Consider the following 25211-nt stretch of genomic DNA (forward strand, 5'->3'; position numbering starts at 1 on the left):
TGTTAAATTTATAATTTTACTTTTAATGAATAAAAGGTTATTTGGTCTTTTGGTTGTCTTGATGAGCCTTTCCCTTATCGGGATTATTTTTGTCCAAAGTTATTGGATAAATAAATCGGTAGAAGACAAAGAAGAGCAATTTTCTAATACGGTGACCCAAATATTAAATAGGGTCGTAGAGAATATTGAAAAAAGGGAAGTACAGGACTATCTAAATGAATTTTATAAATTAAAAGATAGTATTGGGAAACCAAAGGCGACCCATCTCAAGAATTTCTTTTTCTTCGATAGGGATATCAACTCCAATGAAATTCGATTTTACTCCCACGGAATCTTGGAGGAAGATTATAATATGGCATCTAAGTTCTTTGATATAGGTTTTGATACTGCCACCTTTAAAAATATCACCAGTATTAGACGGACTGAAATTTATAAGGAGGATTTTGGTTTGGATGGTAGGCAATATTCCCTTACTCCAGTACAGAAACTAGAGAAGATAGGGGGGCTTTCATCCATAGATAAGGCGGCAATGGACGACAACTTTAGGGAGATGGCCAAATCCAGATCCATATATAAAAGGGTGTCCAAACAAGAAATTGAATTGTTTTTAAGTCGTGAACTTGAAAATAGAGGCATAGATATTGATTATGAATATGGGGTGTATAGTAGAGGGTTGCCCACCAAGTTAAGATCTGATCAATTTAAGTTTTCTGAAACAACACTGTATAAGGCACCTTTGTTTAAAGATAGTGAAGGAAGTACGAATTTTTCTTTATTGCTTACGTTTCCAAAGAAAAAAAGATTTTTGATCCAATCTATTCTCGGAATGGCAATTTTGTCCTTAGCATTTACATTGGTCATTGTAATTGCTTATTCAAGTGCTATCTATCAGTTAATTAAACAGAAGCAGATTTCAGAAATTAAAACGGACTTTATTAACAATATGACCCATGAGTTTAAAACGCCGATAGCAACGATTAATTTAGCAGTAGAGGCAATTAAAAACCCAAAAATAATTGATGATAAGGAGAAGGTATTGCGATACTTACAGATGATAAGGGATGAGAACAAAAGGATGCACGCACAGGTCGAAAATGTACTTAGAATTTCAAAATTGGAGAAAAACCAATTGGATATTACCAAGGACAGGGCAGATGTTCACGAAATTATAGCTGATGCTATAACCCATGTAGAGTTAATTGTAGGGGATAGAGGCGGTTATATTAACACCCATTTAGAAGCGGAGCGTACTGAAGTGTTGGCCAGTGAAATGCATTTTACCAACGTTATTGTTAATATTCTGGACAATGCGATAAAGTATTCCACAGATGTCCCTAAAATAGACGTCTATACAGAAGTTGTTGGAAATAACATATTGATAAAAATAAAAGATAAAGGAGCCGGGATGAGCAAAGTGGTCCTAAAAAAGGTTTTTGAAAAGTTTTATAGAGAGCATACCGGAGATATACATAATGTAAAGGGCCATGGACTAGGTTTAGCCTATGTGAAAAAAATAGTTGATGATCACCAAGGTGAGGTTTATGCAGAAAGTGAAAAAGGTAAAGGATCTACTTTCTATATAAAATTACCTTTAATTTAAAATTATGATGGAAACAGTAAATAAAAAGATATTATTGGTTGAGGATGATCCTAATTTCGGAATTGTCCTTAAAGATTATTTAGCCATGAACGATTTTGACGTTACCTTGGCAAAAAACGGAATGGAAGGTTTTGAAAAATTCAAGAAAGATAATTTTGATGTCTGTATTTTGGATGTTATGATGCCTTACAAGGATGGGTTTACATTGGCAAAAGAAATTAGGGAAAAAAATGAAAATGTTCCTATCGTTTTCTTAACCGCAAAAACCATGAAGGAAGATGTGCTTAAAGGATATAAGGCCGGTGCGGATGATTATTTAAATAAACCCTTTGATTCTGAAGTGCTCTTAATGAAATTGAAAGCCATTATCCAGCGTAAATCTTCTAACTCCTTGGCCGATAGCAAGCAGTTTGAGTTTACCCTTGGGGGGTTCCAACTAAACTCTAAGCTTAGATTTTTAAAGTATAAGGAGGAGGAGCCTATAAAGCTATCTCCTAAAGAAAATGAATTACTTAGATTATTGGCACTACATGAGAACGATTTAATGCCTAGGGAATTGGCGCTTACCAAAATTTGGAGAGACGATAATTACTTTACCTCTCGAAGTATGGACGTGTATATTGCAAAGTTGCGTAAATACTTAAAGAAGGATGAGAACGTGGAAATATTGAACATCCACGGGGAAGGGTTTAGATTGGTTGTTAAAACTGAATAAAATAAAATCTATTAATAAAATGAGAAAACACCGGTAATTCCGGTGTTTTTTCATTTATGGTATTTCTTTTAAAATTTGTTCAACAATTTTCTCCGGACTTGGGACTATGGATACTTGGATGGCATTGCTAGGCGGTTCAAAAGTATCCCATTGTGATTGGAGTAGGGTGGGAGGCATAAAATGCCCCTTTCGGCTGTTTAATCGATCTGAAATAAGCTGAAAGCTTCCTTCTAGGGAAATCCATAATACTTGGGACGCTATAGAGTTTTGAAGGATCTTTCTGTAGGATTCTTTTAGAGCAGAGCATGCAATAATGCATCCATATTCACGGTGTTCTTTGGCTAAATCATTTAAACGAAGCAGCCAGTCCAGCCGATTTCCATCGTTTAAGGGATGCCCACCGGACATTTTTTTAATATTGGCTTCGGAATGGAATTCATCACCTTCAAAAAATGGTAGTTTTAGCTCCTTGGCCAATAGTCGGGCAATGGTGGACTTACCAGTGCCTGAAATTCCAATAACAAAAATTATATTTCTTTTGGACTCTATCATCTCTTTTCAAGTTCTTGGTTTATTCTATATTCAACTTCACCTAAGTTGTACTCATAGTTTACCCATAATATGTCTTCCTTTTTTCGCAACCAAGTAAGTTGGCGTTTGGCAAATCTTCTCGTATTTTTCTTTATTTCTTCTATTGCAAAATTTAAATCTATATTTCCGTCCATATAACGGAACATTTCCCTGTAACCGACTGTTTGCAGCGCGTTTAAGGAGCTATAAGCTTTTAGTGGGCCTACTTCCTCCAGAAGACCTTGCACTATCATTAAATCTACTCTCTTGTTTATTCTGTCGTACAGTATTTTTCTATCTGCTTCTAAACCTACAGTAATGGTTTGGAATTCTCTTATTGGTCGTTCCCTATTTAAAAAGGAAGAATAGGGATGTCCACTTCCTATGCAGATCTCTAAGGCCCTTATAAGTCGATGTGGATTGTTAAGATCTACTTTTTCGTAATACACAGGATCTAATGTTTTTAATTGATCCTGTAGGCTAGAGATACCTTTTTTAAGCAATATTTGGTTTAATTGAGTGCGTATTTCCGCATCAATTATTGGAAAGTGATCTAAACCCTGGATAACCGCATCGGTATAGAGTCCGCTACCGCCAGCCATAACTACATATTTTTTTTCTTTAAATAGTTCTTCCAGTTTGTTCAATGCCTCGCGTTCAAAATCACCAACTGTATACTCTTCGTGAATACTCTTGTGCTGTATAAAGTGATGAGGTGCTTCAGCTAATTCCCTTTCTGATGGTACTGCAGTTCCAATGGTCATTTCCTTATAAAACTGGCGGGAATCTGCAGAAATTATCTCGGTTTTAAAAGTTTTGGCCAGTGCAATGGCTAATGAGGTTTTACCTATGGCAGTTGGTCCTACAACGGAGATCAGTATATTCTTCATACTTAATCTTCACTTAATTTATGACCACATTGCCTGCAGTAATGGGCGTCCTGTTGCAATACTTCCGAACCACATTCTGGGCAAGCTCTACCTTTATCTAAGCTTTCCCCTTTAGCCATGCCCGAAGCATATTCTGCAGATACAATTCCGGTAGGTACTGCAATAATCCCATACCCAATAATCATAATCATAGTCGCAATAAACTGTCCCAAAGGAGTTTGAGGAGAAATGTCTCCATACCCTACAGTGGTAAGGGTCACTATAGTCCAATAGATACTATGCGGAATACTTTCATATCCATTTTGTGGACCTTCAACAATGTACATAACAGTACCTAATATGACGGATATAATGACAACAAAGAATACAAATACAAAAATTTTGGTCTTGCTGGAGTTTAAAGCTCTTATTAAGTTGTTGGATTCCCCAACAAAACGAACCAGTTTTAAAATCCTAAAAATTCTTAACAGTCGCAATATTCTAAAAGCCGTAATAAATTGGGAGCCCACTAAGAATAGGGAGAGGTATTTTGGAATGGTAGATAAAAGGTCAACAACACCAAAGAAACTGAATATATATTTCTTGGGCTTGTTAATGGTTATTATCCGTAAGATATATTCAATAGTAAAGAGGGCAGTAACCACCCACTCCGAAATATTTAAGAAATTATGATATTCTTCATCTATTCTTGGAACGCTCTCCAGCATTACTATTATAACACTGTAAACAATTAGGGCCAGCAGTAAAAGATCAAAAAGTCTTCCTGCGGGGGTATGGGTGCCATAAATTACCTCATGGACTTTTGATTTCCAGTCTTTTCTTTTTTCCTCTTTCACGATTTTAATTCTAAAATTTTAATATCTCTTTTTTTTCGGAGATAAGAGGTGATTATATGCCTGGTGTTTTCATTGTTATCCATTGGGGTGATAATGGATTCTAGAATATGTACATTATTTATTTGATGGTTTAGACTAAAATAACCCAATCCTTTAAAAATACCATTTTTAATTAGAATTCCACATCGTTCCCCTGGTTCTCTTCCTCTTTCTAAAATAAGGATATCATTAGATGGCATGCTGTATTTCTTAATACATTCTTCTACCCTGTTGTTGTAGCGTTCTACCGGCTCCTTCTTAATGCATGCTCCTAAACATTTACTTTCAGCGTAATGGGAGCACTCTTTCTTTGCCTGAGAAAGGCCGTTGACTTTATTGCATAGTTGAAATTCATCCCTAATTGCGTATAGAAAATTCTCTGCACCTATAAGGCTATTAAAGGTAGCAATTGCATTCTTTTTAGGGTCAAATTTTTGGGCGGTCAATGAGATGTACCCATGTTCGTTTATGGATTTATATAGCCCATGAGAAAATAGTCTTCTTTTAAAATTTGCATTGTACTTGGGCTTGTTGCGAATTAATTCGCTATTCTCCTTAAGCACTGCCGCTAATTCGTTACCTGTGGTTTCGTAGGTAACCCTTTTAGTTTCCTTTTGGATTTTTCTGGCCTTAGGACCGCTATTTATAAAATATTGATTGATTCGCTTCTTAATATTGTTGCTTTTACCCAACATTATAATCTCACCATCCCTACTGTGTACATAAAAGATCCCAATTTCTGAAGGAAGTGCTTCCACTATATCCAATTGTCTTGGAGAAAGTTCACCATGTGTTTCATTTCGCAAGACATTTTTAAGTATGGTTTTATCAAGATCCTTGGAAAGCAACAATTTAAAAAGTTGCAAGGTGGCAAGCGCGTCTCCATTGGCTCTGTGACGATCGCTGACAGGAATTCCTAATGAACGAACCAATTTACCAAGACTATAAGACTCTGCATCAGGGAGCAATTGTTTGGACAATTCAACCGTACACAGGGTTTTGCGTTCAAAATTGTATCCCAACCTTCTAAATTCCGTACGTAAGATCCTATAATCAAATTGTGCATTATGTGCTACAATCACTGCATCCTCAGTTATTTCCACTATCCGTTTGGCAACTTCGTGAAATTTTGGGGCAGTGCGTAACATTTTATTATTTATACCTGTTAAGTTGACTACAAAAGGCTGAATTTCCTTTTCGGGATTAATAAGGCTGATAAAACGATCCACCACCTTATGTCCGTCATATTTATGGATAGCAATTTCCGTAATTCCCTCCTCATTATATTTTCCTCCGGTGGTTTCTATATCTAATACTACGTACATGTACTGTTTCTAATTCATGATAGATAACAAAGATAGGTATTCTTGTCCCACCCAAATGAGATTAAGTTTTAATTTCTAGATCCAAAAATACTACTTCCCAAACGCACCATAGTACTCCCTTCGCCAATGGCAATATCGTAATCCCCACTCATTCCCATCGATAGTTCTTTTAAGCCCGGAAGTTTGGTCTTTATGCGGTTGAACAAATTCGTTAGGGATTTAAATTCTTTTTTTATTTGTTGGGTATTCTCCGTAAATGTGGCCATTCCCATGAGCCCTTGTATGTCTATATTTTCCAAGCTGTCCAACGTCCCAGAAGAAATGAGGTCCATTAGTTCCTTTTCGTCAAAACCAAATTTAGATTCTTCCTCGGCAATATGCACCTGAAGTAAACAAGGAATTATCCGGTCATTTTGTTTGGCACGTTTATTAATTTCCTTAAGAAGTCTTAAGCTATCAACCCCATGAACAAGAGACACAAAACTGGCCATGTACTTTACCTTGTTACGTTGGAGATGTCCTATCATGTGCCATTCTATATCTTTTGGAAGCAATTCCCATTTATCAGTCATTTCCTGAACTTTATTTTCACCAAAAATCCGTTGCCCTGCATCATAAGCTTCTTGGATATCAGACAGTGGCTTTGTTTTGCTCACAGCAACCAAAGTCACATTCTGTGGTAAGGATTCTTTTATTTGAATGAGATTATCTTTAATGGACATACATTTTAATTTTTAAATTTTTATTCATTAAAAAAAATGTGACGTTAACTAAATTGTTTGGACACTATTTCCGCTTTTTTATTGGTGGCATAGTCGTAAAATCCCTCTCCCGACTTAACCCCAAGCTTACCGGCCATTACCATATTTACCAATAATGGACATGGGGCATACTTTGGGTTTTTAAAGCCATCATACATCACATTTAAAATGGAAAGACAGACATCCAATCCAATAAAGTCGGCCAATTGCAAAGGCCCCATAGGGTGTGCCATTCCCAGTTTCATTACTGTGTCTATTTCCGATACTCCGGCAACCTTATTATACAAGGTTTCTATAGCCTCATTAATCATGGGCATTAAGATTCTATTCGCTACAAAACCGGGGTAATCATTGACTTCCGTTGGGGTTTTACCAAGGCGCTTAGACAATTCCATTATAGTATGGGTTACTTCGTCCGAGGTGCTATACCCCCTAATGATTTCCACTAAATTCATTATTGGGACGGGATTCATAAAATGCATCCCTATTACCTTATCTGCTCTATTTGTGGCAGCTGCTATTTGTGTAATGGATATGGAGGAGGTATTAGTGGCCAAAATGGTATTGGGAGAACATAGGGTATCTAACTCTCCAAATATTTTTAATTTTAGATCCGTATTTTCTGTTGCGGCCTCAATTACCAATTGAACATCTTTAACACCTTTAGACAAAACAGTAAAGGTGCTTATTCTATCTAAGGTAGATTTTTTGTCTGCTTCCGTAATCACTTCTTTGGCAAGCATCCGGTCTAAATTCTTGCCAATGGTCGCCACTCCCTTTTCTAGGGAAGCCGAGGAGATATCTATAAGGTTTGTCTTATACCCATGTTGGGCAAACACATGGGCAATGCCATTGCCCATAGTCCCTGCACCTATGATCGCTATGTTCATCATTGATTTTTTTACGATTGTATGTTAAACTATAGAGCAGTTACTATTTAGTTGAAGTAAGTGCTTCTAGAACGACTTAATAACCTGTAATGCTACCCTTAAAGCTTGGAAACCTTGTTCAAGGGTTACTACGGGAGTAGTGTCATTTTTTATTGCATCGGCAAAGGTCTCCAACTCATCCAAAATAGCATTATTTGCCGGGACAGAGGGATTTTCAAAATAGATCTGTTTTTTCATACCTTCTGCATTCTGTAATATCATGTCAAAATCTCCAGGTTCTTCAGGGGCATCCTTCATTCTCACCACCTCTACCTTCTTTTCTAAAAAATCTACGGAGATATAAGCATCACGCTGAAAAAAACGTGATTTTCTCATATTCTTTAAAGAGATTCTACTTGCGGTAAGATTAGCAACACACCCATTTTCAAATTCTATCCTAGCATTGGCTATATCTGGGGAATTGCTTATTACTGAAACCCCACTGGCATTGATCTGTTTTACTTCGGAGTTTACAACGCTGAGGATTGCATCTATATCGTGTATCATTAGATCTAATACCACGGGTACATCGGTTCCCCGCGGATTAAATTCAGCCAACCTATGGGTCTCAATAAACATCGGATTGTTAATATTTTCCTTTACTGCCATGAAGGCAGGATTAAATCGTTCCACATGCCCTACCTGTCCTTTGACATTATGTTTTTTTTCTAGCGCCAATAGTATTTCGGCCTCTTCCAACGTATTGGTAATTGGTTTTTCTATAAATACATGTTTTCCCTTCTCCATTGCTTTTTTTGCACAATCGAAATGAGACAATGTAGGGGTAACAATATCTATTACATCTACTGCATCGATTAATTTATTGATATTATCAAAGAAAACATATCCAAACTCTGCGGCTACTTTCTTTCCGTTAATAACATCGGGGTCATAAAATCCGACCAAATTATATTTGCTAGATTCATTAAGTAACCGAAGGTGTATTTTTCCTAAATGTCCTGCTCCTAGGACGCCAACATTAAGCATAGAATTGTTTTTTTTCAAAAATAAGGATAGTTTGCAAGTTATAAGACCCTAAAACAAAAAATAGGGTATATCCTTTTAGGTTTTGTAGCATTATATACTATGGGTTAGTCTAAATTTTTCAGAAAAATCATGATTGCCAGTAGGGATGGTTGATAATTGGAACGCTAATATAGGCGCGTTCGGTTGTTTTTAATTTTTTCTACAACGTATCAATTGCTCATCACCAACAAGTTGGTAAAGAATGGATGTAGCATTCCCCAGTCACACCTAATTTATTAAGTTTTCTTTTATAACTTTACAGGCCAAAACCAAAGCTTAATACAGTGAGAGATACTTTAAAACATCGCGGAATGCGTAATCAGCTTGCCGAGGTCCTTTCGGAAAAGGGAATTGTGGACAATGCGGTGTTGAACGCCATCCGTTCCATACCCAGGCACTTGTTTCTGGATAGTAGTTTTGAAGATCATGCCTATCAGGATAAGGCTTTTCCCATAGGTGCAGATCAAACCATTTCACAACCTTATACCGTTGCATTTCAAACCGAGTTGTTACAGGTAGAGCCCAATCATAAAATTCTGGAAATAGGAACAGGTAGTGGTTATCAAACGGCTGTCCTTCTTAAGCTAAAAGCGAGGGTATATACTATTGAGAGGCAACTGGAACTTTTTAAGAAAACCAACCTGTTTTTTAATAAAATGGGATATAGACCAAAAAATGTGATTTTTGGGGATGGTTATAAAGGATTGCCGGAAGAAGCACCTTTTGATGGGATAATTGTAACAGCTGGAGCCCCGTTTGTCCCCAACCCCTTGTTGGCGCAGCTGAAAATTGGAGGTAGATTGGTTATTCCGGTAGGTGTGGATGAACAGATAATGACATTATTCATAAGAAAGTCTGCCAAAGAATTTGAAAAAAAAGAATTGGGTTCCTTTAGATTTGTACCCTTATTGGAAGATAAGAATTAGTAGTACCCTTTAAGGTTAACGGTAGATGGGCCAAGTCTTTCTAAGAATTTATAATTTTGAAACAACTTGGCCTTAGATTTTAATTGTTAAAGCTTTTCTTGACGCGATCCAAGTTTCTCTTATTATCCCGGTCTTTTATAGTTTCGCGTTTATCGTATAACTTTTTACCCTTTGCCAGGGCAATGTTCAACTTGGCCAAACCACGATCGTTTAGAAATAGGTTAAGAGGGATAATAGTGAGTCCGCTATTTTTGACTTCCTTCTCTAACTTTTTTAATTCCCCTCGGTTGAGTAGGAGCTTGCGCTCTGCTTTGGGCAAGTGATTATAATGGGTGCCATGCGCGTATTCGTCTACTTGCATATTCACCACAAACAATTCACCTTTATCATTAAACTCGCAAAAGCTCTCCGAAATAGAGGCTTTGCTTTCACGGATAGATTTAATTTCGGTGCCCGATAATACGATACCTGCAGTATAGGTGTCTATCAGTTCATAATCAAACCGTGCTCTCTTATTCTTAATGTTTATTTTCTTCTGCATATCTCCCACAAAAATAGAAACAATTATCCAATTTATCCTCCTGGTTAGTACTGTACTATTTTACAATTTCGATTTTATAATAGTTTTGTTGTAATGTTTTAGTCATTTTTGCGATTAAATAGGAAAACAAATGATGAGAGTTTTATATTTTGCCGTTTCGGCACTTTTGTGGGTTTCGTGTAAAGAACAACCAAAAACTGAGCTTTCCGCACAGGAGATTGTGAATAAGTCCATTTTTGTTAGCGGAGGGGATAACTATAAAAATAGGGCTATTTCCTTTTCATTTAGAGAATTAGATTACAAGTCTAGCTGGGAAAAAGGTAAACGCATATTGAGCCGTACAGGTATTAAGGATTCCGTGAGGTATGTTGATGTTTTGAAAAATAATACATTGGAACGAACCGTTGGAGAAGGTTTGGTAGCCTTATCGGATTCCATAGCTAATGTTTATTCCAATTCCCTGAATTCTGTACATTATTTTGTGAATTTACCTTATGGTTTAAACGATCATGCAGTGAATAAGGAATTACTAGGGGAAGTGAAAATCAAAAATAAAGATTATTATAAAATCAAGGTTACTTTTGAGCAAGCGGGTGGCGGTGATGACTTTGAAGATGTGTATGTCTATTGGATCAATAAAGAAACTTTTAAACCAGATTACCTAGCATATGAGTTTCATATAAATGGTGGAGGCATCCGATTTAGGGTAGCTTATAATGAGCGTTATTTAAATGGAATTCGCATAGTGGATTATGAAAATTATAAAGCTTCTCCCCAAAAGGTAACCTTATATGAAACCGATAAGCTGTATGAGAAAGGAGAGTTAGAGTTGCTTTCAAAAATTGAATTGGAAAATGTGGTGGTAAAAGCCCTAGATTAATCCATTTTTAAGCGAATATCTGTTGCAATACCGTCTATAACTCGTACTATAAACAGGGTAGAATTGTCATAATCTTCCATTGAGGTGTATTTTTCTTCACCTAACATGCCATTTACAAACTGAGGAATAGTATTGCTATGACCCACTATTAGGACATTATAGTCTAGATTACGCGTCATGAAATCTTTAATATTCACGGCATGGGGATCATAATATTGGGGGCTGATATCCTTTTTTATGGAAATTGGAGCAGCCGTCATAGCAGTCCGTTCAAAATTGGAGATGTAAATAGCATCCAAGTCAACTAGATCTAGTATTTCTGCCCATCGGATAGCACGTCCCATACCTTCCTGACTTAGCTCAGGATCTTTATCTTCGGGATTGGAACGATCTTTTTCCGCATGCCTAATAAAGTAAAAGGTGGAAACGTGTTCGTTACTACTTTTTACAATTTCCTTAGGTTCTTCCTTGCAGCTCCATATGCTTAAGGATACTATTAATATTATAAGTAGTTTTATACTATTCATGGTTAATTCTAGTTAAGGTAATACCGATAAGTTATTATTTAACTGAAATATCGGGAATATAGTATACAAAACCATTAGTTTTAGCTCATTTCTGTATGAATACTAAGTTATTAATACTCTTTATATTGTTAGGGGTTTTCTTCTCTAATGCTCAGGAAGCAGGACTACCCACAGATTTTAGGCAGCATAATATATCGGAATTTAATGCTAGTTTATTAAATCCGGTCTATTCTTTAGACCCAATTAATGCTCATTCCATTGCATTCTGGTCTAGGTATCAGTGGCAGCATATTGATAGTGATCCATCGTCCTGGATGCTAAATTATACTGGGAAAATAAATGACCGTTCTTCAATAGGGATAGGTTTTATACAGCATAATACAGGTGTATTTCATAATTCTGGTGGGGTGGTAAATTATGCTTATGCTTTTAATTTAGGATATAAGATGAGCTTATCTTTTGGCTTTAATTTATTTGGTTTTACAAGCCAATTGGCAGATGACCATTACCAATCTAACGAACCGGTTATCTTACCGCAATTTCAGGTATCCGATGCGTTTATTTTACAATTTGCTCCAGGTGTGCGTTTTGAGATAGATGGTTTTGGTGTCGGATTTTCTTCGGATAATTTAATGGATTATAATTTCAATACCAATAAAAGCAACTCAGATAGGGATGAGCGCGTTTTTACGGGAACCTTGGATTATCAATTTCCAATACAACTTTTTAATGGGGTTAGCGGTGCCTATCTACGACCCATGGTCTACTTCAGATCTGTACCCTATGAGGATACTCAAATGGGGTTAAATGTCCTTCTTTCTTCCGATTCCTTTTGGGTTCAAGGAGGGTATAATAGCTTTTATGGTGTATCGGGCGGAATAGGAGGTCGATTCTTTAAGCAGGTGTCATTAGGCGCTTTGGTAGAATTTGGAATAGATGGGTTGGTAAAACAAAAAGATCCAAGTTTTGAAATTGTAGCGGCCTTTAGTTTAGGAAAACAGTGGGTGAGTAGGGGTGAAGTCCCAGAGGAGGAAGAATTAAATGAATTGGAACCTACTAAAAAGGAAATTCGAGTAGCTAAAAGGAGATCTAGAAAAGATCAAAAGAATTATGACAAAGAACTTGTATTTGAGGTGCAAAGGGAAAAGAACAGACAGATCAAAGAATGGCAAAAAACGGAAGCACTTTTAGAAGTGGCTAAGTTAGACGAGCAACAGAGGATGGATTCTCAAAAGGAATTAAAGGGAACGTCAGCAGTAACCATTAGAGCCGACCAAGAACGTATTGCAGAACGAAAGAAGGCGGGTAAGGCCGTTACAAAAGGGCATTATGAGGAAGTGGATAAATTAGAAGGTGAAAAAGCCGGATTTTATCTAATAGCAAATATTTACGGTAGCGATACGTATCGAGATCTATTTATCAAGAGCTTAGCGGGACAAGGTATAAATGCTAAGTACTTCTTTGTACCTAAACAAAAGTACGATTACGTGTATCTTGAAAGATATGACACCTTACGTGGTGCAGAAGAAGCTAGAGATAGTAAGTATTATGGAAACTACTCTGAAAGGATATGGATTTATAGAATAATTGGAGAATAATGTTCTTTACTTTTTTATTTCCTTGGAAATCAATTGCTCTAAGTAGGCAATTGTATTGATTAAATATTTACGGTCATTGGTAATGGTAGCCATAACAATGGCTCCCTGGAGCATAGTAAAAAGTTGTTTGGAAAATTGTAAAGGGGTAACGGGTAACCTTATCTCATTATTATTGACTCCATTCTCTAGTACCAAGGCAATTTTGCCCTCAATTATCTTTATGGTTTCTTTAGTGGCGGCTAAAAGTAGGTTGTTGTTGTTTTTAGCGTCCACTCCAATATTTACAATAGGGCAGCCTCCTAAATCTTCTATAAACTCATCGTATTTACGATAGAAGTCCGTGAGTATAAATAGACGTGCCATAGCTGTACCCTCGGTTTCCAGAAGTGCATCTATTTTAGAAAGTAATTTGTTGCTATTAAATTCAAATGCGGCAAGAGCTAGAGATTCCTTATTTTCAAAATTTCCGTACAAAGCACCTTTTGTAAGTCCGGTTGCTTCTGTAAGGTCACTCATGCTGGTGCCAACATATCCTAGTTTATTAAAAATTGGCGCTACGGTTTCAATGATGTAGGCGGAGGTTCTTTCTGCTTTTGTAGACATGTCCTAACAATTTTATGCTAATATAGAAAATCTTATACTGGTAGGTATATAATGTTTAAAAATAAAGTTTGGCAATATTTTTTGTGACGATGATTATAGAAGTGTGGTATAAACAGGTCCCCTCGGGCAAGGGTATTTGTTAGCGTATATTTTTTGTCATTTCTGTAAACATAAAAAGGCGTTCTATTTTAAAATAAAACGCCTTTTTCAGTTGTTGCTTGCTCACGGAGTGAGACTGGAATGCTCCAACGTTAACTTCAAACTGCTTTTTGTAGTTTCTGTCAGATGCTTCAAGTGCTTGCAATGAATTAATTAATTCCCGTGCTTATTTTTTTTGGCAAGCTCATCTTCGTTTCTAAAAACCAGCTCATTATCAAAGCTATCTATAAGAACAATACTGCCTGAGCTAATTCTACCGCTAAGAAGCTCCTTGGAAATGTTGTTCAATACATCCTTCTGGATAACCCGTTTTATAGGGCGTGCCCCATACTGTGGATCGTACCCTTTTTCAGCTAAATAGGCAATGGCTTCATCAGTAGCGTCAATAGTTATATGTTGTTCTTCTAACATCTTCTTTAACTGATTTAATTGTAGAACCACAATTTTACTTATATCTGCCTTGCTTAAAGGCGTAAACATAATAATATCGTCTATTCGGTTTAAGAACTCGGGGCGTATTGTTTTTCGTAATAGCCCTAGAACTTCTACCTTTGCTGCTTCAGTTGCACTATAGATATCACTGTTATCCTCAAATTTCTCTTGAATGATGTGACTCCCCATGTTGCTGGTCATTATAATGATCGTATTCTTAAAATCGGCCACCCTTCCTTTGTTGTCCGTTAAACGACCTTCATCCAAGACTTGTAATAGGATATTGAAGGTATCTGGATGCGCTTTTTCAATCTCATCCAATAGAATTACAGAGTAAGGTCTTCTTCTTACCGCTTCAGTCAATTGTCCGCCTTCCTCATAACCTACATACCCCGGAGGTGCACCAACCAGTCTGCTTACTGCATGTCTTTCCTGATATTCGCTCATGTCTATTCTTGTCATAGCGTTTTCATCATCAAAAAGATAGGCTGCCAGAGTTTTGGCCAATTCTGTTTTACCTACCCCGGTAGTTCCTAAAAACAGGAAGGAACCAATAGGCCTTTTATGGTCTTGTAATCCAGCACGACTCCTTCTAATTGCATCTGATACAGCCTCTATAGCTTCTACCTGACCAACTACCCTTTTATGGAGTACACTTTCTAAGCTTAGAAGTTTCTCCCGTTCACTTTGCAACATTTTCGTTACTGGGATACCGGTCCATTTAGCAACTACTTCAGCAATATCCTCATAGGTTACCTCTTCTTTTATTAAAGTTTCACCAAGTTGTTGTTCTTCAAGGTCTTTTTGAAGTTTCTCCAACTTTTCTTGAGCTTCTTTAATTTTACCATATCTAATTTCCGCTACCTTGCCGTAATCTCCATTTCTCTCGGCTCTTTCGGCTTCCGTTTTGTAATTTTCAATATCCTTTTTTGTTTTTTGAATATCGTCTACTACAGCCTTCTCACTTTCCCATTTTGCAAAAATTTCGTTGCGTTCTTCTTTTATATTCGCTAGGTCAATATTTAATACTTTAAGTTTTGAAGTATCATTTTCACGCTTTATGGCCTCTATTTCAATTTCCAGCTGCATTATTTTTCGATCTAGCACATCAAGCTCTTCCGGTTTGGAGTTTATTTCCATCCGTAATTTTGATGCTGCCTCATCCATTAGATCAATTGCTTTATCCGGTAAAAATCGGTTTGTAATATATCGTTGTGATAGTTCTACAGCTGCAATAACAGCCTCGTCCTTTATCCTTACCTTATGGTGTGCTTCATATTTTTCTTTAATACCTCTTAATATAGAGATGGCACTTTCGGTATCAGGCTCATCTACAACCACCTTTTGAAATCTACGCTCTAAAGCTTTATCCTTCTCAAAGTACTTCTGATACTCATCCAAAGTGGTTGCTCCTATGGCTCGCAGTTCCCCCCTTGCCAATGCAGGCTTAAGAATATTGGCGGCATCCATGGCACCTTGTCCTCCCCCAGCACCTACTAGGGTGTGTATTTCATCTATAAATAGCACAATATCCCCGTCCGAGGTGGTAACTTCTTTAATTACCGCTTTTAAGCGCTCTTCAAATTCACCTTTGTATTTTGCCCCCGCAATCAGTGCCCCCATATCTAGGGAAAAGATAGTTTTATTCTTTAGGTTTTCCGGAATGTCACCTTGGACAATCCTATGGGCAAGTCCTTCTGCTATTGCGGTTTTACCAACACCTGGTTCACCTACCAACATAGGATTGTTTTTTGTCCTCCTAGATAAAATCTGTAAAACTCTCCTTATTTCTTCATCCCTTCCTATTACTGGATCTAATTTTCCGCTATCTGCCAGTTCGTTTAGGTTTTTAGCGTATTTGTTTAAAGAATTATACGTGTCCTCGGCACTCTGGGAGGTTACTTTGCCTCCTTTTCGCAACTCGTTAATCGCCGCTGTAAGGTCTTTTTCTGTTACGCCTTGGTCTTTTAGTATCTGGGCAATTTTACTTTTGGATTTGAAAATGGCCAAAAGCAAGTGTTCAATGGAAACGTATTCATCTTCCATCTTTTTTGCGATAATCCCCGCCTCGGTTAATGTTTTTCCTGCTTCCCTAGATACCATGATTTCCCCGCCGGAGACTTTTGGGAAACTTTCCAGTTCCTTTTCCAAAATTTGCTTCAGCATGGAAATATTGACATTTAATTTCTTGAGAATAAAAGGAAGGACGTTTTCCTCAACTTCGGATATCGCCTTAAAAATATGTTCGTTCTCTATTTGTTGATGGCCTAGCCCCTGCGCTATTTGCTGCGCATGCTGAACGGCCTCCTGAGATTTAATTGTGAAGTTATTGAAGTTCATATAGCTGTTTTTATATCTTGTTATTGTTTACTTTTGATGATTTTAAGGCAATAACCTTACCATATTCAACGGGAGACAAAATGTCATTCTATTTAAGGATTATAACGACACAACGTCATATTGTAAGGAAAATTGCTTATGTTCGACCTATTCATAAAATTACAAAAATGGGAATATTAAACAGAATATTTGGGAAGGATAATACACCAGGGAAAGAGGAAAAGGAGATCATAAATGTGCCTTGGATACCGCTGGTTTCTTTAGATCAACTTGTGGAGATTAAAGAAAAATCTTCACAAAAGACGCAAATTATTTTTAAACATTCTACTACTTGTGGGGTTAGCAGGATGGTGATGAATAGATTTAATGAATCTTATACGCTAAGCAGTGATCAGGTGGATCTATATTACTTGGACTTGCACAGTTATCGTAATATATCCAACGAAGTGGCGAATTTATTTCAGCTCAGACATGAATCGCCCCAATTATTAATCATTAAGAATGGAGTAGTGGTGGCACATGATTCGCACAGTGGTATTTCACAGTTGAATTTAGGGGAATACGTATAAGTATTCCTCTTAATTTTTTAAAGGGAAATGGTAATATTGATTTGTGTTAATGCTATTTTGGATTAGTTGAATCGATGTTTGTTAAGGATTCCTTTTAGCTTTTGCTTAATATCTTCACCAGCGTCATATACCATTTGTTCATTGGATGGGAAAGAGACCGAAGATTGCTTTAATAAAGGAAGTAGTTTGTCTTCCAAAGCTCTAGTATCTCCCTTATGTGTAGCATACTGGTGGTTAAATACAAATTCGCTTACCAATGGATAGGAATTCAACTGTTGTTTGGTTTGTAGGTCTACAAATCGGACACTTCCCCTTAATTGGACTCTTTTATGTTGACTAAATTCATAAAAATCGCATCGTACCGTTTTTAACTTGTCTATTTTTATTTTATTTCCTAGGCTATCCTTCACGATATTTCCGTCTGAATTGACGGCATACTTATAGCCATCTTTAATCTGCCTTTCCCTTTGTATCTGCTTTTCCGTTAGCTGTTCAGGGCTAATGTTAATATCTGTAAAGGCGACTTCCATTTCATAATCATAAGGAATGTCTTCCTGGGAGTTAGAATGGTAAACGGTCCATGTATCATTAAGACCATAGGTATTAAAATTTAGGAGCTCCATTTCTAATTTTGATGGAATAATCCTTTCAGAATCGTTGATGAGAACCACACTTACATAGTCCAATCCCTTGGCATATGCCTCATGAAGTTTTTGCTTTACATCCTTAAAGTTAGGATTAATTTCGTCTAAATAAGTGAAATCTTCATATGACTTCCTATAGTCCTGCTTTGATACTGCTGTTTCTAAAAGAGTGATGGCATTTTTATACAGGTAATCAGATAATTTATTTTTGGTGCTAATAATGTCGCTGTCATAATTTTTGAAAGCAAATTTAGCTTGACGGTTCTCTTCAACAATCTGTAAGGGTAATAAAGGTCTTATTTGCTCCTGTATTAATTTCAGCCCTTGATATCCGTTAAAAATAGCTTCTAAGTTTGCCGGATTATTTTCTTTTCTTAAAAAGGTGATATGTTGCAACTCCCGTTCAGCATTCTTTTTAAAAGCTTCTTCCAAGAGAATAATGTAGGGTTGGTTTCCTTTTTTGGATTTATTTTCGGCTATGTTTCTTAGGGCATTGGAGATTGCAGCCTCATAATTCCCTAAATTTATATTTTCTTGCGTTTTTTTGACTCCACTACAAGAGATTATGAGCAGGGTTAATATTGGAATAAGAATAATTCTTTTCATAGGTTTAACGTATCTAGTTTTAGGGCTTACAATTAATTGCAATAACTAAAATTGCTAAATAATGAAACGGTTGAGAGTAGAAAATAGTACAAAAACTCTCTAATTTTGAATTATTTTTTCTTTGGCTCAAATATAGGTAGTAGTTTAGTAGTCACTTCTCCAAAACCTATACGCACATTTTCTTTCTTGCAATATCCTTTAATTGTAACCGTATCATTGTCTTCTATAAATTTTCTGGTGGAGCCATCCTCAAGTGTTAAAGGTTTTTCACCACGCCAAGTAAGTTCTAACATTGAGCCGTAACTATCTGGGCTGGGACCAGATATAGTTCCACTAGCCATCATATCACCACTATTTACCTTACAGCCATTTACAGTGTGATGTGTTAGTTGCTGTGCCATAGACCAGTACATATATTTAAAATTAGTTCTAGAGACGACAGTTTCCATACCGCTTTCAGTGGTTATAGATGCCTCTAAATTAATATCAATTCCTCTTTTACCATTGTGTATTAGGTAAGGCAGGGGCTTTGGGTTTTGTTCTGGACTGTTAACTCTAAAAGGTTCAAGGGCATCCATTGTAACAATCCAAGGTGAAACGGAAGAGGCAAAACTTTTAGACAAAAACGGACCTAAAGGTACGTATTCCCATTTTTGAATATCACGGGCGCTCCAATCATTAAAAAGTACCATCCCAAAAATATAGTTTTCTGCATCTTCAATTGCAAGTGGTTCACCTAAAACGTTGGCATCGGTAGTTATAAAGGCCATTTCCAATTCAAAGTCTACCAATTTAGAAGGGCCAAAAATAGGAACATCTGCTCCCTTAGGAAGAGTTTGACCCTTTGGTCGTCTAATAGCTGTACCGCTAGGTACAATACTAGAGCTTCTGCCATGATAGCCAACTGGCATGTGGAGCCAATTAGGTAAAAGTGCATTATCTGGATCCCTAAACATAGAACCTACATTAGTAGCGTGTTCCTTGCTAGAGTAAAAATCCGTGTAATCTCCAATGTGAACGGGAAGCTGCATCTCTATCTCGTCTAGAGTGAAGAGTACAATGTTTTTATGGTCGTCATTGCCTTGCAGGGCAGTATTGTTTAAGTCAAATATTTCACTAATCCTGTTCCTCACCAAGCGCCATGTTTTTTTTCCATCCGATATAAAATCGTTTAAGGTGTCTTGTAAAAAAATATCATCCGTCAAGGGAATACCATTAAAATATCCCAATTGGTGTAGTGCGCCCAAATCAATGGCGTAGTCACCTATTCTTGTTCCAATGGTAATAATATCGTCCCGGGTCAAAAAGACACCAAAGGGAATGTTCTGAATAGGGAAATCAGAATTGGCCGGTACTGGAAGCCAAGTTTTTTTTGCTGGGTCGTTGGTTTTTAGAGGCATTTATAGGATTGTTAATTGACGTTTAATAAATATCTATATCAAATATATTGTTTTCTTCCAATTAACGCTCGGCAATTTGTATTTTTACGCCTTATTTAATCGAATCTTTAACAGTATGCAACGGGATAATTTAATTTTTGAACTAATAGAGGAGGAAAGGGAACGCCAAATTGATGGGATAGAACTTATAGCTTCCGAGAATTTTGTCAGTCCACAAGTAATGGAAGCGGCAGGATCTGTATTGACCAACAAGTATGCCGAGGGCTACCCAGGAAAGCGCTACTATGGTGGTTGTGAGGTAGTTGATGAGGTAGAGCAAATTGCCATAGATAGGGCAAAGGAGTTGTTTGGAGCGGTTTATGCCAATGTGCAGCCACACTCTGGCTCGCAAGCAAACGCCTCTGTTTACCATGCTTGTTTACAGCCTGGAGATACTATACTTGGTTTTGACCTTTCGCATGGAGGGCATTTGACCCATGGTTCTCCCGTAAATTTTTCGGGAAGATTGTACAACCCCGTGTTTTATGGGGTAGACGAAGAGACTGGAATGTTGAATTACGATAAAATTCAGGCCATCGCTATTAAGGAGAAGCCAAAGATGATTATTGCTGGGGCATCTGCTTATTCTAGGGATATGGATTTTAAAAAATTTAGGGAGATAGCAGATAGCGTTGGAGCTATTCTATTGGCAGATGTTTCTCATCCGGCCGGACTGATCGCCAAGGGGATTCTTAATGACCCAATACCACATTGTCATATTGTAACTACTACTACGCATAAAACGTTACGTGGACCTAGAGGAGGTCTTATTTTAATGGGGGAGGATTTTGACAACCCGTTCGGAATTAAATTAAAGAACGGTAGTTTAAGAAAGATGTCTTCATTATTAGATTTGGCTGTTTTCCCAGGAAACCAAGGTGGACCGTTAATGCATGTTATTGCTGCCAAGGCCGTAGCTTTTGGTGAAGCCCTAACGGACGACTTCTTGCACTATATGTTGCAAGTGAAAAAGAATGCAGCAGCTATGGCAAAAGCCTTTGTAGATAAAGGCTATAAGATTATTTCTGGTGGTACGGACAACCACATGATGTTGATAGACCTTAGAGGTAAAAATATTACTGGCAAGGATGCTGAAAACATTCTTGTTAAAGCCGATATCACAGTTAATAAAAACATGGTGCCTTTTGATGATAAATCACCTTTTGTAACCTCAGGAATACGTATAGGTACAGCTGCCATTACTACAAGAGGTTTAATGGAAGAACATATGCCTGTTATTGTAGGGCTTATAGATGAAGTGTTGATGAATCCCGAAGACGAAGCCCTTGTTCAATCTGTAAAGGAGAAGGTAAATGCTTTGATGCATGAGAGGGAGTTATTTCCGGCTTAGTCTTAAACAATAAAATAAAGTGAAATAAAAAACCAACATCCTTTACGGGTGTTGGTTTTTTTATGCTCCATTAGTGAGATAATTGGTGTTAGGTGAAAATCTGTATATCTCCTTTAATTAGTTTTTGTGATTGTAAGTCGTAAATGGCGGCTTCTTCGGTATGGTCATAGTATACGCCCCAATAGAGAGCGTAATCATCGGAAGGAATATTACTGTCACGTAAAGGATGATTTATGGCGCCAATACCTGGCGTTAAGTCATTTGCCTCAAAGACAGGAATGAAAATCTCATAAGGATTTTCCGACAACCCTTTGGTGTAATAGATGTGATGGAGAGCTAATTCTGTTGCAATATTCTCTAACTGTTGGTAAATGCTTTGTTCGTATACCTTACTGATGAAAATGGTAGTATCCGTTAACACTATGTTTAGTTCCTTGATGTCTAGGGATATATTGTTTTTTCTGCGTAGATCGGAATAGGCTTTAGTGAAAAGTAGGGTTTTCCTCGAATTTAAGTTTTGAGTAGTGGTAGATAGTGAATCAGGGTTCTCTAAAAAATAGAGTGATTCGGATAGACTCAAATTACACTTGATTTCGATACATAAGCTAGCCTCTTCCTCATTAAGCCCATAATCGCTTATATATACTTCTGCATAGAAGTCTTTTTCTAAACGCCTTCTAAAACTATCCAGACCGACAATATGGTTAGTGGGTTTATTTCCAATTCTTCGGTTATTATAAAAATTATTTTTTTGTATTGACATCCAAACAGCAATTTTGATAAACTAATTTTCAAAATTACTCTAATGGCATGTTTTTGAATATATTAAAACCTTATAAAAATTAAGGTTTTAATTAAAATACGTGGAATTAATGGTGAAAAATAGCGACACAAATAAAGGTGTAAGAAGAGTCTTAAAACCTTGTAATAGTTAACTAGCAATTAGAGAAAACTTCTTTATGGCAGTGATTTAGTGTTAAAACCGATTTAGATAAATTTATTTATAAAAAACCTCTAATTTTTGCTTCGGTAACCAAGGCAAGATCGTTTTGCTTTTCAACTCCAAAAATCATTTTAAGTTGTCTTTTTCTATTTTCAATTCCAGCAAGGGAAAGATTAATATGGTCTACCATATCTTTTGTTCTTGTTCCAATGGATACATGGTAGAGTATTTTTTGGTCGTTATCATCTAAGGTAATATCACTGGAAACTTTTTTCCTTATGGCCACCAATGCTTTCTGACTATAGTAAGGAGGATTGGTGATAACCCCTTTCACCATGGCAATAAGAGATTTCTCATCCACTTCGGATTTCACCATATATCCATCTGGATTTACATTTTTTAAAATGCTATTAATCCTATAATTATCGCTAAAGGAGGACATAAAGACCACTTTGGTGTCTGGAACTACTTTTCGTGCCAATATTCCAAGGTCTTCACCAGAATATGGCTCTTCTAAATGTGTTTCTGTTAACTGTATGTCTAATAGTAGCAAATCGTATTTAAAAGATCTAGCGGAATCCTCTATTTTCTGCTTGCCTATTTCAAAGGTATTTGCAGTTTCAACCTTTATACTAAAATCCTCGAATTCAGCAGCTTCAAGGAGATATTTGTAACCGGTGGTAATCATTTCATGATCATCTATTGCTAAGATTCTTAGAGTTTTCATAGTAGATTATTTATTATAAATTATGCTGATTGGGGTGTTACGTGTTTAATTAATTGATGAGGTATTGTTACCATAACCTTAGTTCCATTGCCAACTTGACTATTAATACTATAGGTTCCATTGAGTTTCTCTAATCTTGATTTTATATTTTTCAGTCCAATTCCTCTCTTACCTTTTTTTGCATTAAAACCAACTCCATTATCGCTTATTGTAATATTAAGCTGATTTCCTTCGTGTTCAAAAGCAACTACCACCTGGGTTGCCCGAGAGTGTTTTATGCAATTTTGCAGGTTTTCTTGAACAATTCGGTAGATATTAATTTTTAAGTCTGCCGTTAACTGGTCCCAATCAATGTTATGGTCATATTTAAATTCACAGGTCATATCTGAGGAATCTTCTACAGTTTGTAGCAATTCCTTTACAGAAACGATAAAGTTATGAATTTTTTCTTCGGAAGCTCTGCTTAATTCATGAGAAATGGTGCGAATCTCCTCTTCTAGGTTTTGCAGCTTTTTCAATAGTTCTGCTCGCTTTAAAACTGATGTGTCATCTGTTTTATTGTTCAGTCCTGTAAGAATAAGTCTTATCCCTAACATTTGACCTAAAATGCCATCGTGTAATTCCTCGGAAACTCGTTTCTTCTCCAATTGTTTTCCTTGCTCCATTTTCGTGTTTTGTGCAAGTAGTAGGTTAAAAATCTCCTGATTGGCTTTTTGTTGGGCTTGCTCAAATCTTAATTTCTGATTTTTTCTTAATTGATTAAACATTAGTAATAGTAGTGCCGCCACAGCAAGAATTCCAACAGCAATCCCTATCCATAATTGTCGTTGCCTAGCTAGTAGTACATTTTGTTCAATAAATTGGTCTGTCTCAAAACGGATCCTTGTAAATTTGTTTTGTAGGGTTCGCTCCTCATGAATTAAACTATCGTTAAGTTTAATATATTCATGGGTATATGAGGTGGCATTTTTTGGATCAATTTTTCCTAACAGGGCCAATAACTCTAATATTCTAAGATTACTACTGCTTTGTACAGCATTCTCTTTACCGCGTAAAGCAAACTCTAGGGCTTTTGTACTATCCCCTAGACTTAAATAATGATCGGCAATTTGGTATTGAATCACTGCCAATCCGCGAATGTCGTTTAGGCTATCCCTTACATGAAGTACCTCAGTAAGTTTGTCTAGTACTCCTGAAGAATCACCTAGCTTGCTTTGGCTTAAGGCGTAATTGGAAATGGCAGTAGCATAGTTTCTTGTGTTTTTAATCTTGATACTATCTACAGAAATTACTTTGTTAAAGGATTCCATCGCCTCTTTATGAAGCCCCATTTGTTGGTAGACAACTCCTATATTGTTATAAGCGCCCAACTTGGCAGAGCTGTTTGGATCAACCTTATCTAAATAGAATAGGGCTTCGTCATAGTATTCCAAAGCTCTATCATATTCCTTTAATGCATTGCTTAAAGAACCTAAATTACTATAACAATGGAATAGGTTTTCATATTTTTTTAAGGGTTCAAAAAGCTCAATTGCTTTTATGGTATTTATCTCGCTTCCTATATAGTCTTTAATTTCAGATTGAATAAGAGCCATATTGTACAACATTCTGGCGGAGTAATACGTATCATTAAGAGCTCTATAAATTTTTTCGGCGGCTGAGTAATGATAATAGGCACTATCTTCTACCGCGTAATCATCAAAAAAAGATGCTAAATCCCAATGATTGTTTGCTAAAGTTGCAGAATCTCCTATTTTTCTGGAGTATTCCAGTGCTAAGATATTTGATTTCCGAAATTTGGTGGAATCTGCTTCGGATAAGTAATAATAGGACAATTCACTAAAATACTTCGATTTTAAAGAATCCTTTTTAACATTTTTAGCTAAAGCATATGCTTTAGCTAAATTTCTTTTAAACTCGGCGTTAGAATAGCTGTTTTCCTCGGATAGGTAAAATTGAACACTATCCGTAGGTTGAGAATTTTCCTGCTTATTATTAGAGTCGACAGGATAACTGCATCCATTAAGGATACAGAGTGAGAATAGCAAAATCGTAAATAAAATCTTACTTGTCACTTTTTATTGCATTTACCTTGCAAGATAAAGAAAAAGCCTAGAACATACTTTTATTCTAGGCTTTTTTATATTATTCATATTGATAGGCATTATGCAAAGTCGGTTTTCTTTCTTCTGTCCTTAACTAAGATGTCTCTATCAGTAGCGACCGAGTTATCTG

Annotated in this window: 23 protein-coding genes; 7 read left to right on the forward strand and 16 right to left on the reverse strand. The window is 36.6% G+C overall.

Annotation, left to right across the window (positions count from 1 at the left end; all coding sequences use genetic code 11):
* The first annotated feature begins 25 nt into the window (after positions 1–25).
* A complete protein-coding gene (locus G466_RS0120705) occupies positions 26–1600 on the forward strand; it encodes a sensor histidine kinase (protein ID WP_026815330.1) in 1575 nt (524 codons plus the stop codon).
* Between the two features lie 7 nt (positions 1601–1607).
* Positions 1608–2315 (forward strand): response regulator transcription factor, encoded by a 708-nt coding sequence (locus G466_RS0120710; RefSeq protein WP_026815331.1) that lies wholly within the window; start codon positions 1608–1610, stop codon positions 2313–2315.
* 54 nt (positions 2316–2369) lie between these two features.
* On the opposite strand, the gene G466_RS0120715 is transcribed toward G466_RS0120710, so the two are convergent.
* From G466_RS0120715 to G466_RS0120745, 7 genes are all read right to left on the reverse strand, one after another.
* Positions 2370–2867: a gluconokinase gene (locus G466_RS0120715; protein ID WP_026815332.1), complete on the reverse strand. Its 498-nt coding sequence runs from the start codon at positions 2865–2867 to the stop codon at positions 2370–2372.
* Complete coding sequence (miaA, locus tag G466_RS0120720; protein WP_026815333.1) at positions 2864–3775, reverse strand: tRNA (adenosine(37)-N6)-dimethylallyltransferase MiaA; 912 nt, start codon at positions 3773–3775, stop codon at positions 2864–2866. Before miaA ends, G466_RS0120715 begins: the two co-directional genes overlap by 4 nt.
* A 2-nt stretch (positions 3776–3777) precedes the next feature.
* On the reverse strand, positions 3778–4611 hold the full coding sequence (locus tag G466_RS0120725; RefSeq protein WP_026815334.1) for an ion transporter: 834 nt from the start codon (positions 4609–4611) through the stop codon (positions 3778–3780).
* A complete protein-coding gene (locus G466_RS0120730; protein ID WP_026815335.1) occupies positions 4608–5975 on the reverse strand; it encodes an exonuclease domain-containing protein in 1368 nt (455 codons plus the stop codon). Before G466_RS0120730 ends, G466_RS0120725 begins: the two co-directional genes overlap by 4 nt.
* A gap of 68 nt (positions 5976–6043) precedes the next feature.
* Positions 6044–6697, reverse strand: a complete 654-nt coding sequence (locus tag G466_RS0120735; protein WP_026815336.1) for a YggS family pyridoxal phosphate-dependent enzyme — start codon at positions 6695–6697, stop codon at positions 6044–6046.
* A gap of 44 nt (positions 6698–6741) precedes the next feature.
* Positions 6742–7629: a 3-hydroxybutyryl-CoA dehydrogenase gene (locus tag G466_RS0120740; RefSeq protein WP_026815337.1), complete on the reverse strand. Its 888-nt coding sequence runs from the start codon at positions 7627–7629 to the stop codon at positions 6742–6744.
* A 63-nt stretch (positions 7630–7692) separates the two neighbouring features.
* Positions 7693–8652 carry a Gfo/Idh/MocA family protein gene (locus G466_RS0120745; RefSeq protein WP_026815338.1) on the reverse strand — a complete coding sequence of 320 codons (960 nt, stop codon included), beginning with the start codon at positions 8650–8652 and terminating at the stop codon, positions 7693–7695.
* Positions 8653–8975: 323 nt separating this feature from the next.
* Here G466_RS0120745 and G466_RS0120755 point away from each other — a divergent pair, with 323 nt between their 5' ends.
* A complete protein-coding gene (locus G466_RS0120755) occupies positions 8976–9617 on the forward strand; it encodes a protein-L-isoaspartate(D-aspartate) O-methyltransferase (RefSeq protein ID WP_026815339.1) in 642 nt (213 codons plus the stop codon).
* 79 nt (positions 9618–9696) lie between these two features.
* Here the strand turns inward: G466_RS0120755 and smpB are convergent, their stop codons facing one another.
* Positions 9697–10158 (reverse strand): SsrA-binding protein SmpB, encoded by a 462-nt coding sequence (gene smpB / locus G466_RS0120760; protein ID WP_026815340.1) that lies wholly within the window; start codon positions 10156–10158, stop codon positions 9697–9699.
* Between the two features lie 130 nt (positions 10159–10288).
* On the opposite strand from smpB, the gene G466_RS0120765 reads away from it, so the two are divergent.
* Positions 10289–11038: a DUF6503 family protein gene (locus G466_RS0120765; protein ID WP_026815341.1), complete on the forward strand. Its 750-nt coding sequence runs from the start codon at positions 10289–10291 to the stop codon at positions 11036–11038.
* Here G466_RS0120765 and G466_RS0120770 read toward each other — a convergent pair.
* Entirely contained in the window at positions 11035–11565 is a 531-nt protein-coding gene (locus G466_RS0120770; RefSeq protein ID WP_026815342.1) for a SixA phosphatase family protein, read from the reverse strand. The genes G466_RS0120765 and G466_RS0120770 overlap by 4 nt on opposite strands.
* Before the next feature lie 95 nt (positions 11566–11660).
* Here G466_RS0120770 and G466_RS0120775 point away from each other — a divergent pair, with 95 nt between their 5' ends.
* Entirely contained in the window at positions 11661–13163 is a 1503-nt protein-coding gene (locus G466_RS0120775) for a PorP/SprF family type IX secretion system membrane protein (protein WP_026815343.1), read from the forward strand.
* A gap of 6 nt (positions 13164–13169) precedes the next feature.
* Here G466_RS0120775 and G466_RS0120780 read toward each other — a convergent pair whose 3' ends face one another.
* Together G466_RS0120780 and clpB are read right to left on the reverse strand one after the other, a co-directional pair.
* Positions 13170–13766 (reverse strand): TetR/AcrR family transcriptional regulator, encoded by a 597-nt coding sequence (locus G466_RS0120780; protein WP_026815344.1) that lies wholly within the window; start codon positions 13764–13766, stop codon positions 13170–13172.
* A 312-nt stretch (positions 13767–14078) separates the two neighbouring features.
* A complete protein-coding gene (gene clpB, locus G466_RS0120790; protein ID WP_026815345.1) occupies positions 14079–16697 on the reverse strand; it encodes an ATP-dependent chaperone ClpB in 2619 nt (872 codons plus the stop codon).
* A 167-nt stretch (positions 16698–16864) separates the two neighbouring features.
* Between clpB and ytxJ the strand changes: the two genes are divergently transcribed.
* Positions 16865–17266 (forward strand): bacillithiol system redox-active protein YtxJ, encoded by a 402-nt coding sequence (gene ytxJ / locus G466_RS0120795; RefSeq protein WP_026815346.1) that lies wholly within the window; start codon positions 16865–16867, stop codon positions 17264–17266.
* A 62-nt stretch (positions 17267–17328) separates the two neighbouring features.
* Here ytxJ and G466_RS0120800 read toward each other — a convergent pair whose 3' ends face one another.
* Both G466_RS0120800 and fahA read right to left on the reverse strand, forming a co-directional pair.
* A complete protein-coding gene (locus G466_RS0120800; protein WP_026815347.1) occupies positions 17329–18516 on the reverse strand; it encodes a hypothetical protein in 1188 nt (395 codons plus the stop codon).
* A 110-nt stretch (positions 18517–18626) separates the two neighbouring features.
* Entirely contained in the window at positions 18627–19916 is a 1290-nt protein-coding gene (fahA, locus tag G466_RS0120805; RefSeq protein WP_026815348.1) for a fumarylacetoacetase, read from the reverse strand.
* A 115-nt stretch (positions 19917–20031) separates the two neighbouring features.
* On the opposite strand from fahA, the gene glyA reads away from it, so the two are divergent.
* A complete protein-coding gene (gene glyA / locus G466_RS0120810) occupies positions 20032–21306 on the forward strand; it encodes a serine hydroxymethyltransferase (RefSeq protein ID WP_026815349.1) in 1275 nt (424 codons plus the stop codon).
* An 88-nt stretch (positions 21307–21394) separates the two neighbouring features.
* On the opposite strand, the gene G466_RS0120815 is transcribed toward glyA, so the two are convergent.
* The 3 genes from G466_RS0120815 to G466_RS0120825 form a co-directional block, all read right to left on the reverse strand.
* Positions 21395–22069 (reverse strand): hypothetical protein, encoded by a 675-nt coding sequence (locus G466_RS0120815; RefSeq protein WP_026815350.1) that lies wholly within the window; start codon positions 22067–22069, stop codon positions 21395–21397.
* A 238-nt stretch (positions 22070–22307) separates the two neighbouring features.
* A complete protein-coding gene (locus tag G466_RS0120820) occupies positions 22308–22976 on the reverse strand; it encodes a response regulator (protein ID WP_026815351.1) in 669 nt (222 codons plus the stop codon).
* A 20-nt stretch (positions 22977–22996) separates the two neighbouring features.
* On the reverse strand, positions 22997–25051 hold the full coding sequence (locus G466_RS0120825) for a tetratricopeptide repeat-containing sensor histidine kinase (RefSeq protein ID WP_157374079.1): 2055 nt from the start codon (positions 25049–25051) through the stop codon (positions 22997–22999).
* Positions 25052–25211 lie beyond the last annotated feature (160 nt).

It is taken from the genome of Arenibacter certesii DSM 19833, assembly GCF_000429545.1.
In the GTDB taxonomy this organism is placed as follows: domain Bacteria; phylum Bacteroidota; class Bacteroidia; order Flavobacteriales; family Flavobacteriaceae; genus Arenibacter; species Arenibacter certesii.

What these genes read in the sequence shown, in the direction of transcription:
- G466_RS0120780 (WP_026815344.1), bottom strand. Translation starts at nt 13,766, where the DNA reads ATGTCTACAAAAGCAGAAAGAACCTCCGCCTACATCATTGAAACCGTA.
- miaA (WP_026815333.1), bottom strand. Translation starts at nt 3,775, where the DNA reads ATGAAGAATATACTGATCTCCGTTGTAGGACCAACTGCCATAGGTAAA.
- ytxJ (WP_026815346.1), top strand. Translation starts at nt 16,865, where the DNA reads ATGGGAATATTAAACAGAATATTTGGGAAGGATAATACACCAGGGAAA.
- clpB (WP_026815345.1), bottom strand. Translation starts at nt 16,697, where the DNA reads ATGAACTTCAATAACTTCACAATTAAATCTCAGGAGGCCGTTCAGCAT.
- G466_RS0120735 (WP_026815336.1), bottom strand. Translation starts at nt 6,697, where the DNA reads ATGTCCATTAAAGATAATCTCATTCAAATAAAAGAATCCTTACCACAG.
- glyA (WP_026815349.1), top strand. Translation starts at nt 20,032, where the DNA reads ATGCAACGGGATAATTTAATTTTTGAACTAATAGAGGAGGAAAGGGAA.
- smpB (WP_026815340.1), bottom strand. Translation starts at nt 10,158, where the DNA reads ATGCAGAAGAAAATAAACATTAAGAATAAGAGAGCACGGTTTGATTAT.
- G466_RS0120730 (WP_026815335.1), bottom strand. Translation starts at nt 5,975, where the DNA reads ATGTACGTAGTATTAGATATAGAAACCACCGGAGGAAAATATAATGAG.
- G466_RS0120815 (WP_026815350.1), bottom strand. Translation starts at nt 22,069, where the DNA reads ATGTCAATACAAAAAAATAATTTTTATAATAACCGAAGAATTGGAAAT.
- fahA (WP_026815348.1), bottom strand. Translation starts at nt 19,916, where the DNA reads ATGCCTCTAAAAACCAACGACCCAGCAAAAAAAACTTGGCTTCCAGTA.
- G466_RS0120740 (WP_026815337.1), bottom strand. Translation starts at nt 7,629, where the DNA reads ATGATGAACATAGCGATCATAGGTGCAGGGACTATGGGCAATGGCATT.
- G466_RS0120770 (WP_026815342.1), bottom strand. Translation starts at nt 11,565, where the DNA reads ATGAATAGTATAAAACTACTTATAATATTAATAGTATCCTTAAGCATA.
- G466_RS0120745 (WP_026815338.1), bottom strand. Translation starts at nt 8,652, where the DNA reads ATGCTTAATGTTGGCGTCCTAGGAGCAGGACATTTAGGAAAAATACAC.
- G466_RS0120765 (WP_026815341.1), top strand. Translation starts at nt 10,289, where the DNA reads ATGATGAGAGTTTTATATTTTGCCGTTTCGGCACTTTTGTGGGTTTCG.
- G466_RS0120705 (WP_026815330.1), top strand. Translation starts at nt 26, where the DNA reads ATGAATAAAAGGTTATTTGGTCTTTTGGTTGTCTTGATGAGCCTTTCC.
- G466_RS0120820 (WP_026815351.1), bottom strand. Translation starts at nt 22,976, where the DNA reads ATGAAAACTCTAAGAATCTTAGCAATAGATGATCATGAAATGATTACC.
- G466_RS0120775 (WP_026815343.1), top strand. Translation starts at nt 11,661, where the DNA reads ATGAATACTAAGTTATTAATACTCTTTATATTGTTAGGGGTTTTCTTC.
- G466_RS0120800 (WP_026815347.1), bottom strand. Translation starts at nt 18,516, where the DNA reads ATGAAAAGAATTATTCTTATTCCAATATTAACCCTGCTCATAATCTCT.
- G466_RS0120715 (WP_026815332.1), bottom strand. Translation starts at nt 2,867, where the DNA reads ATGATAGAGTCCAAAAGAAATATAATTTTTGTTATTGGAATTTCAGGC.
- G466_RS0120710 (WP_026815331.1), top strand. Translation starts at nt 1,608, where the DNA reads ATGGAAACAGTAAATAAAAAGATATTATTGGTTGAGGATGATCCTAAT.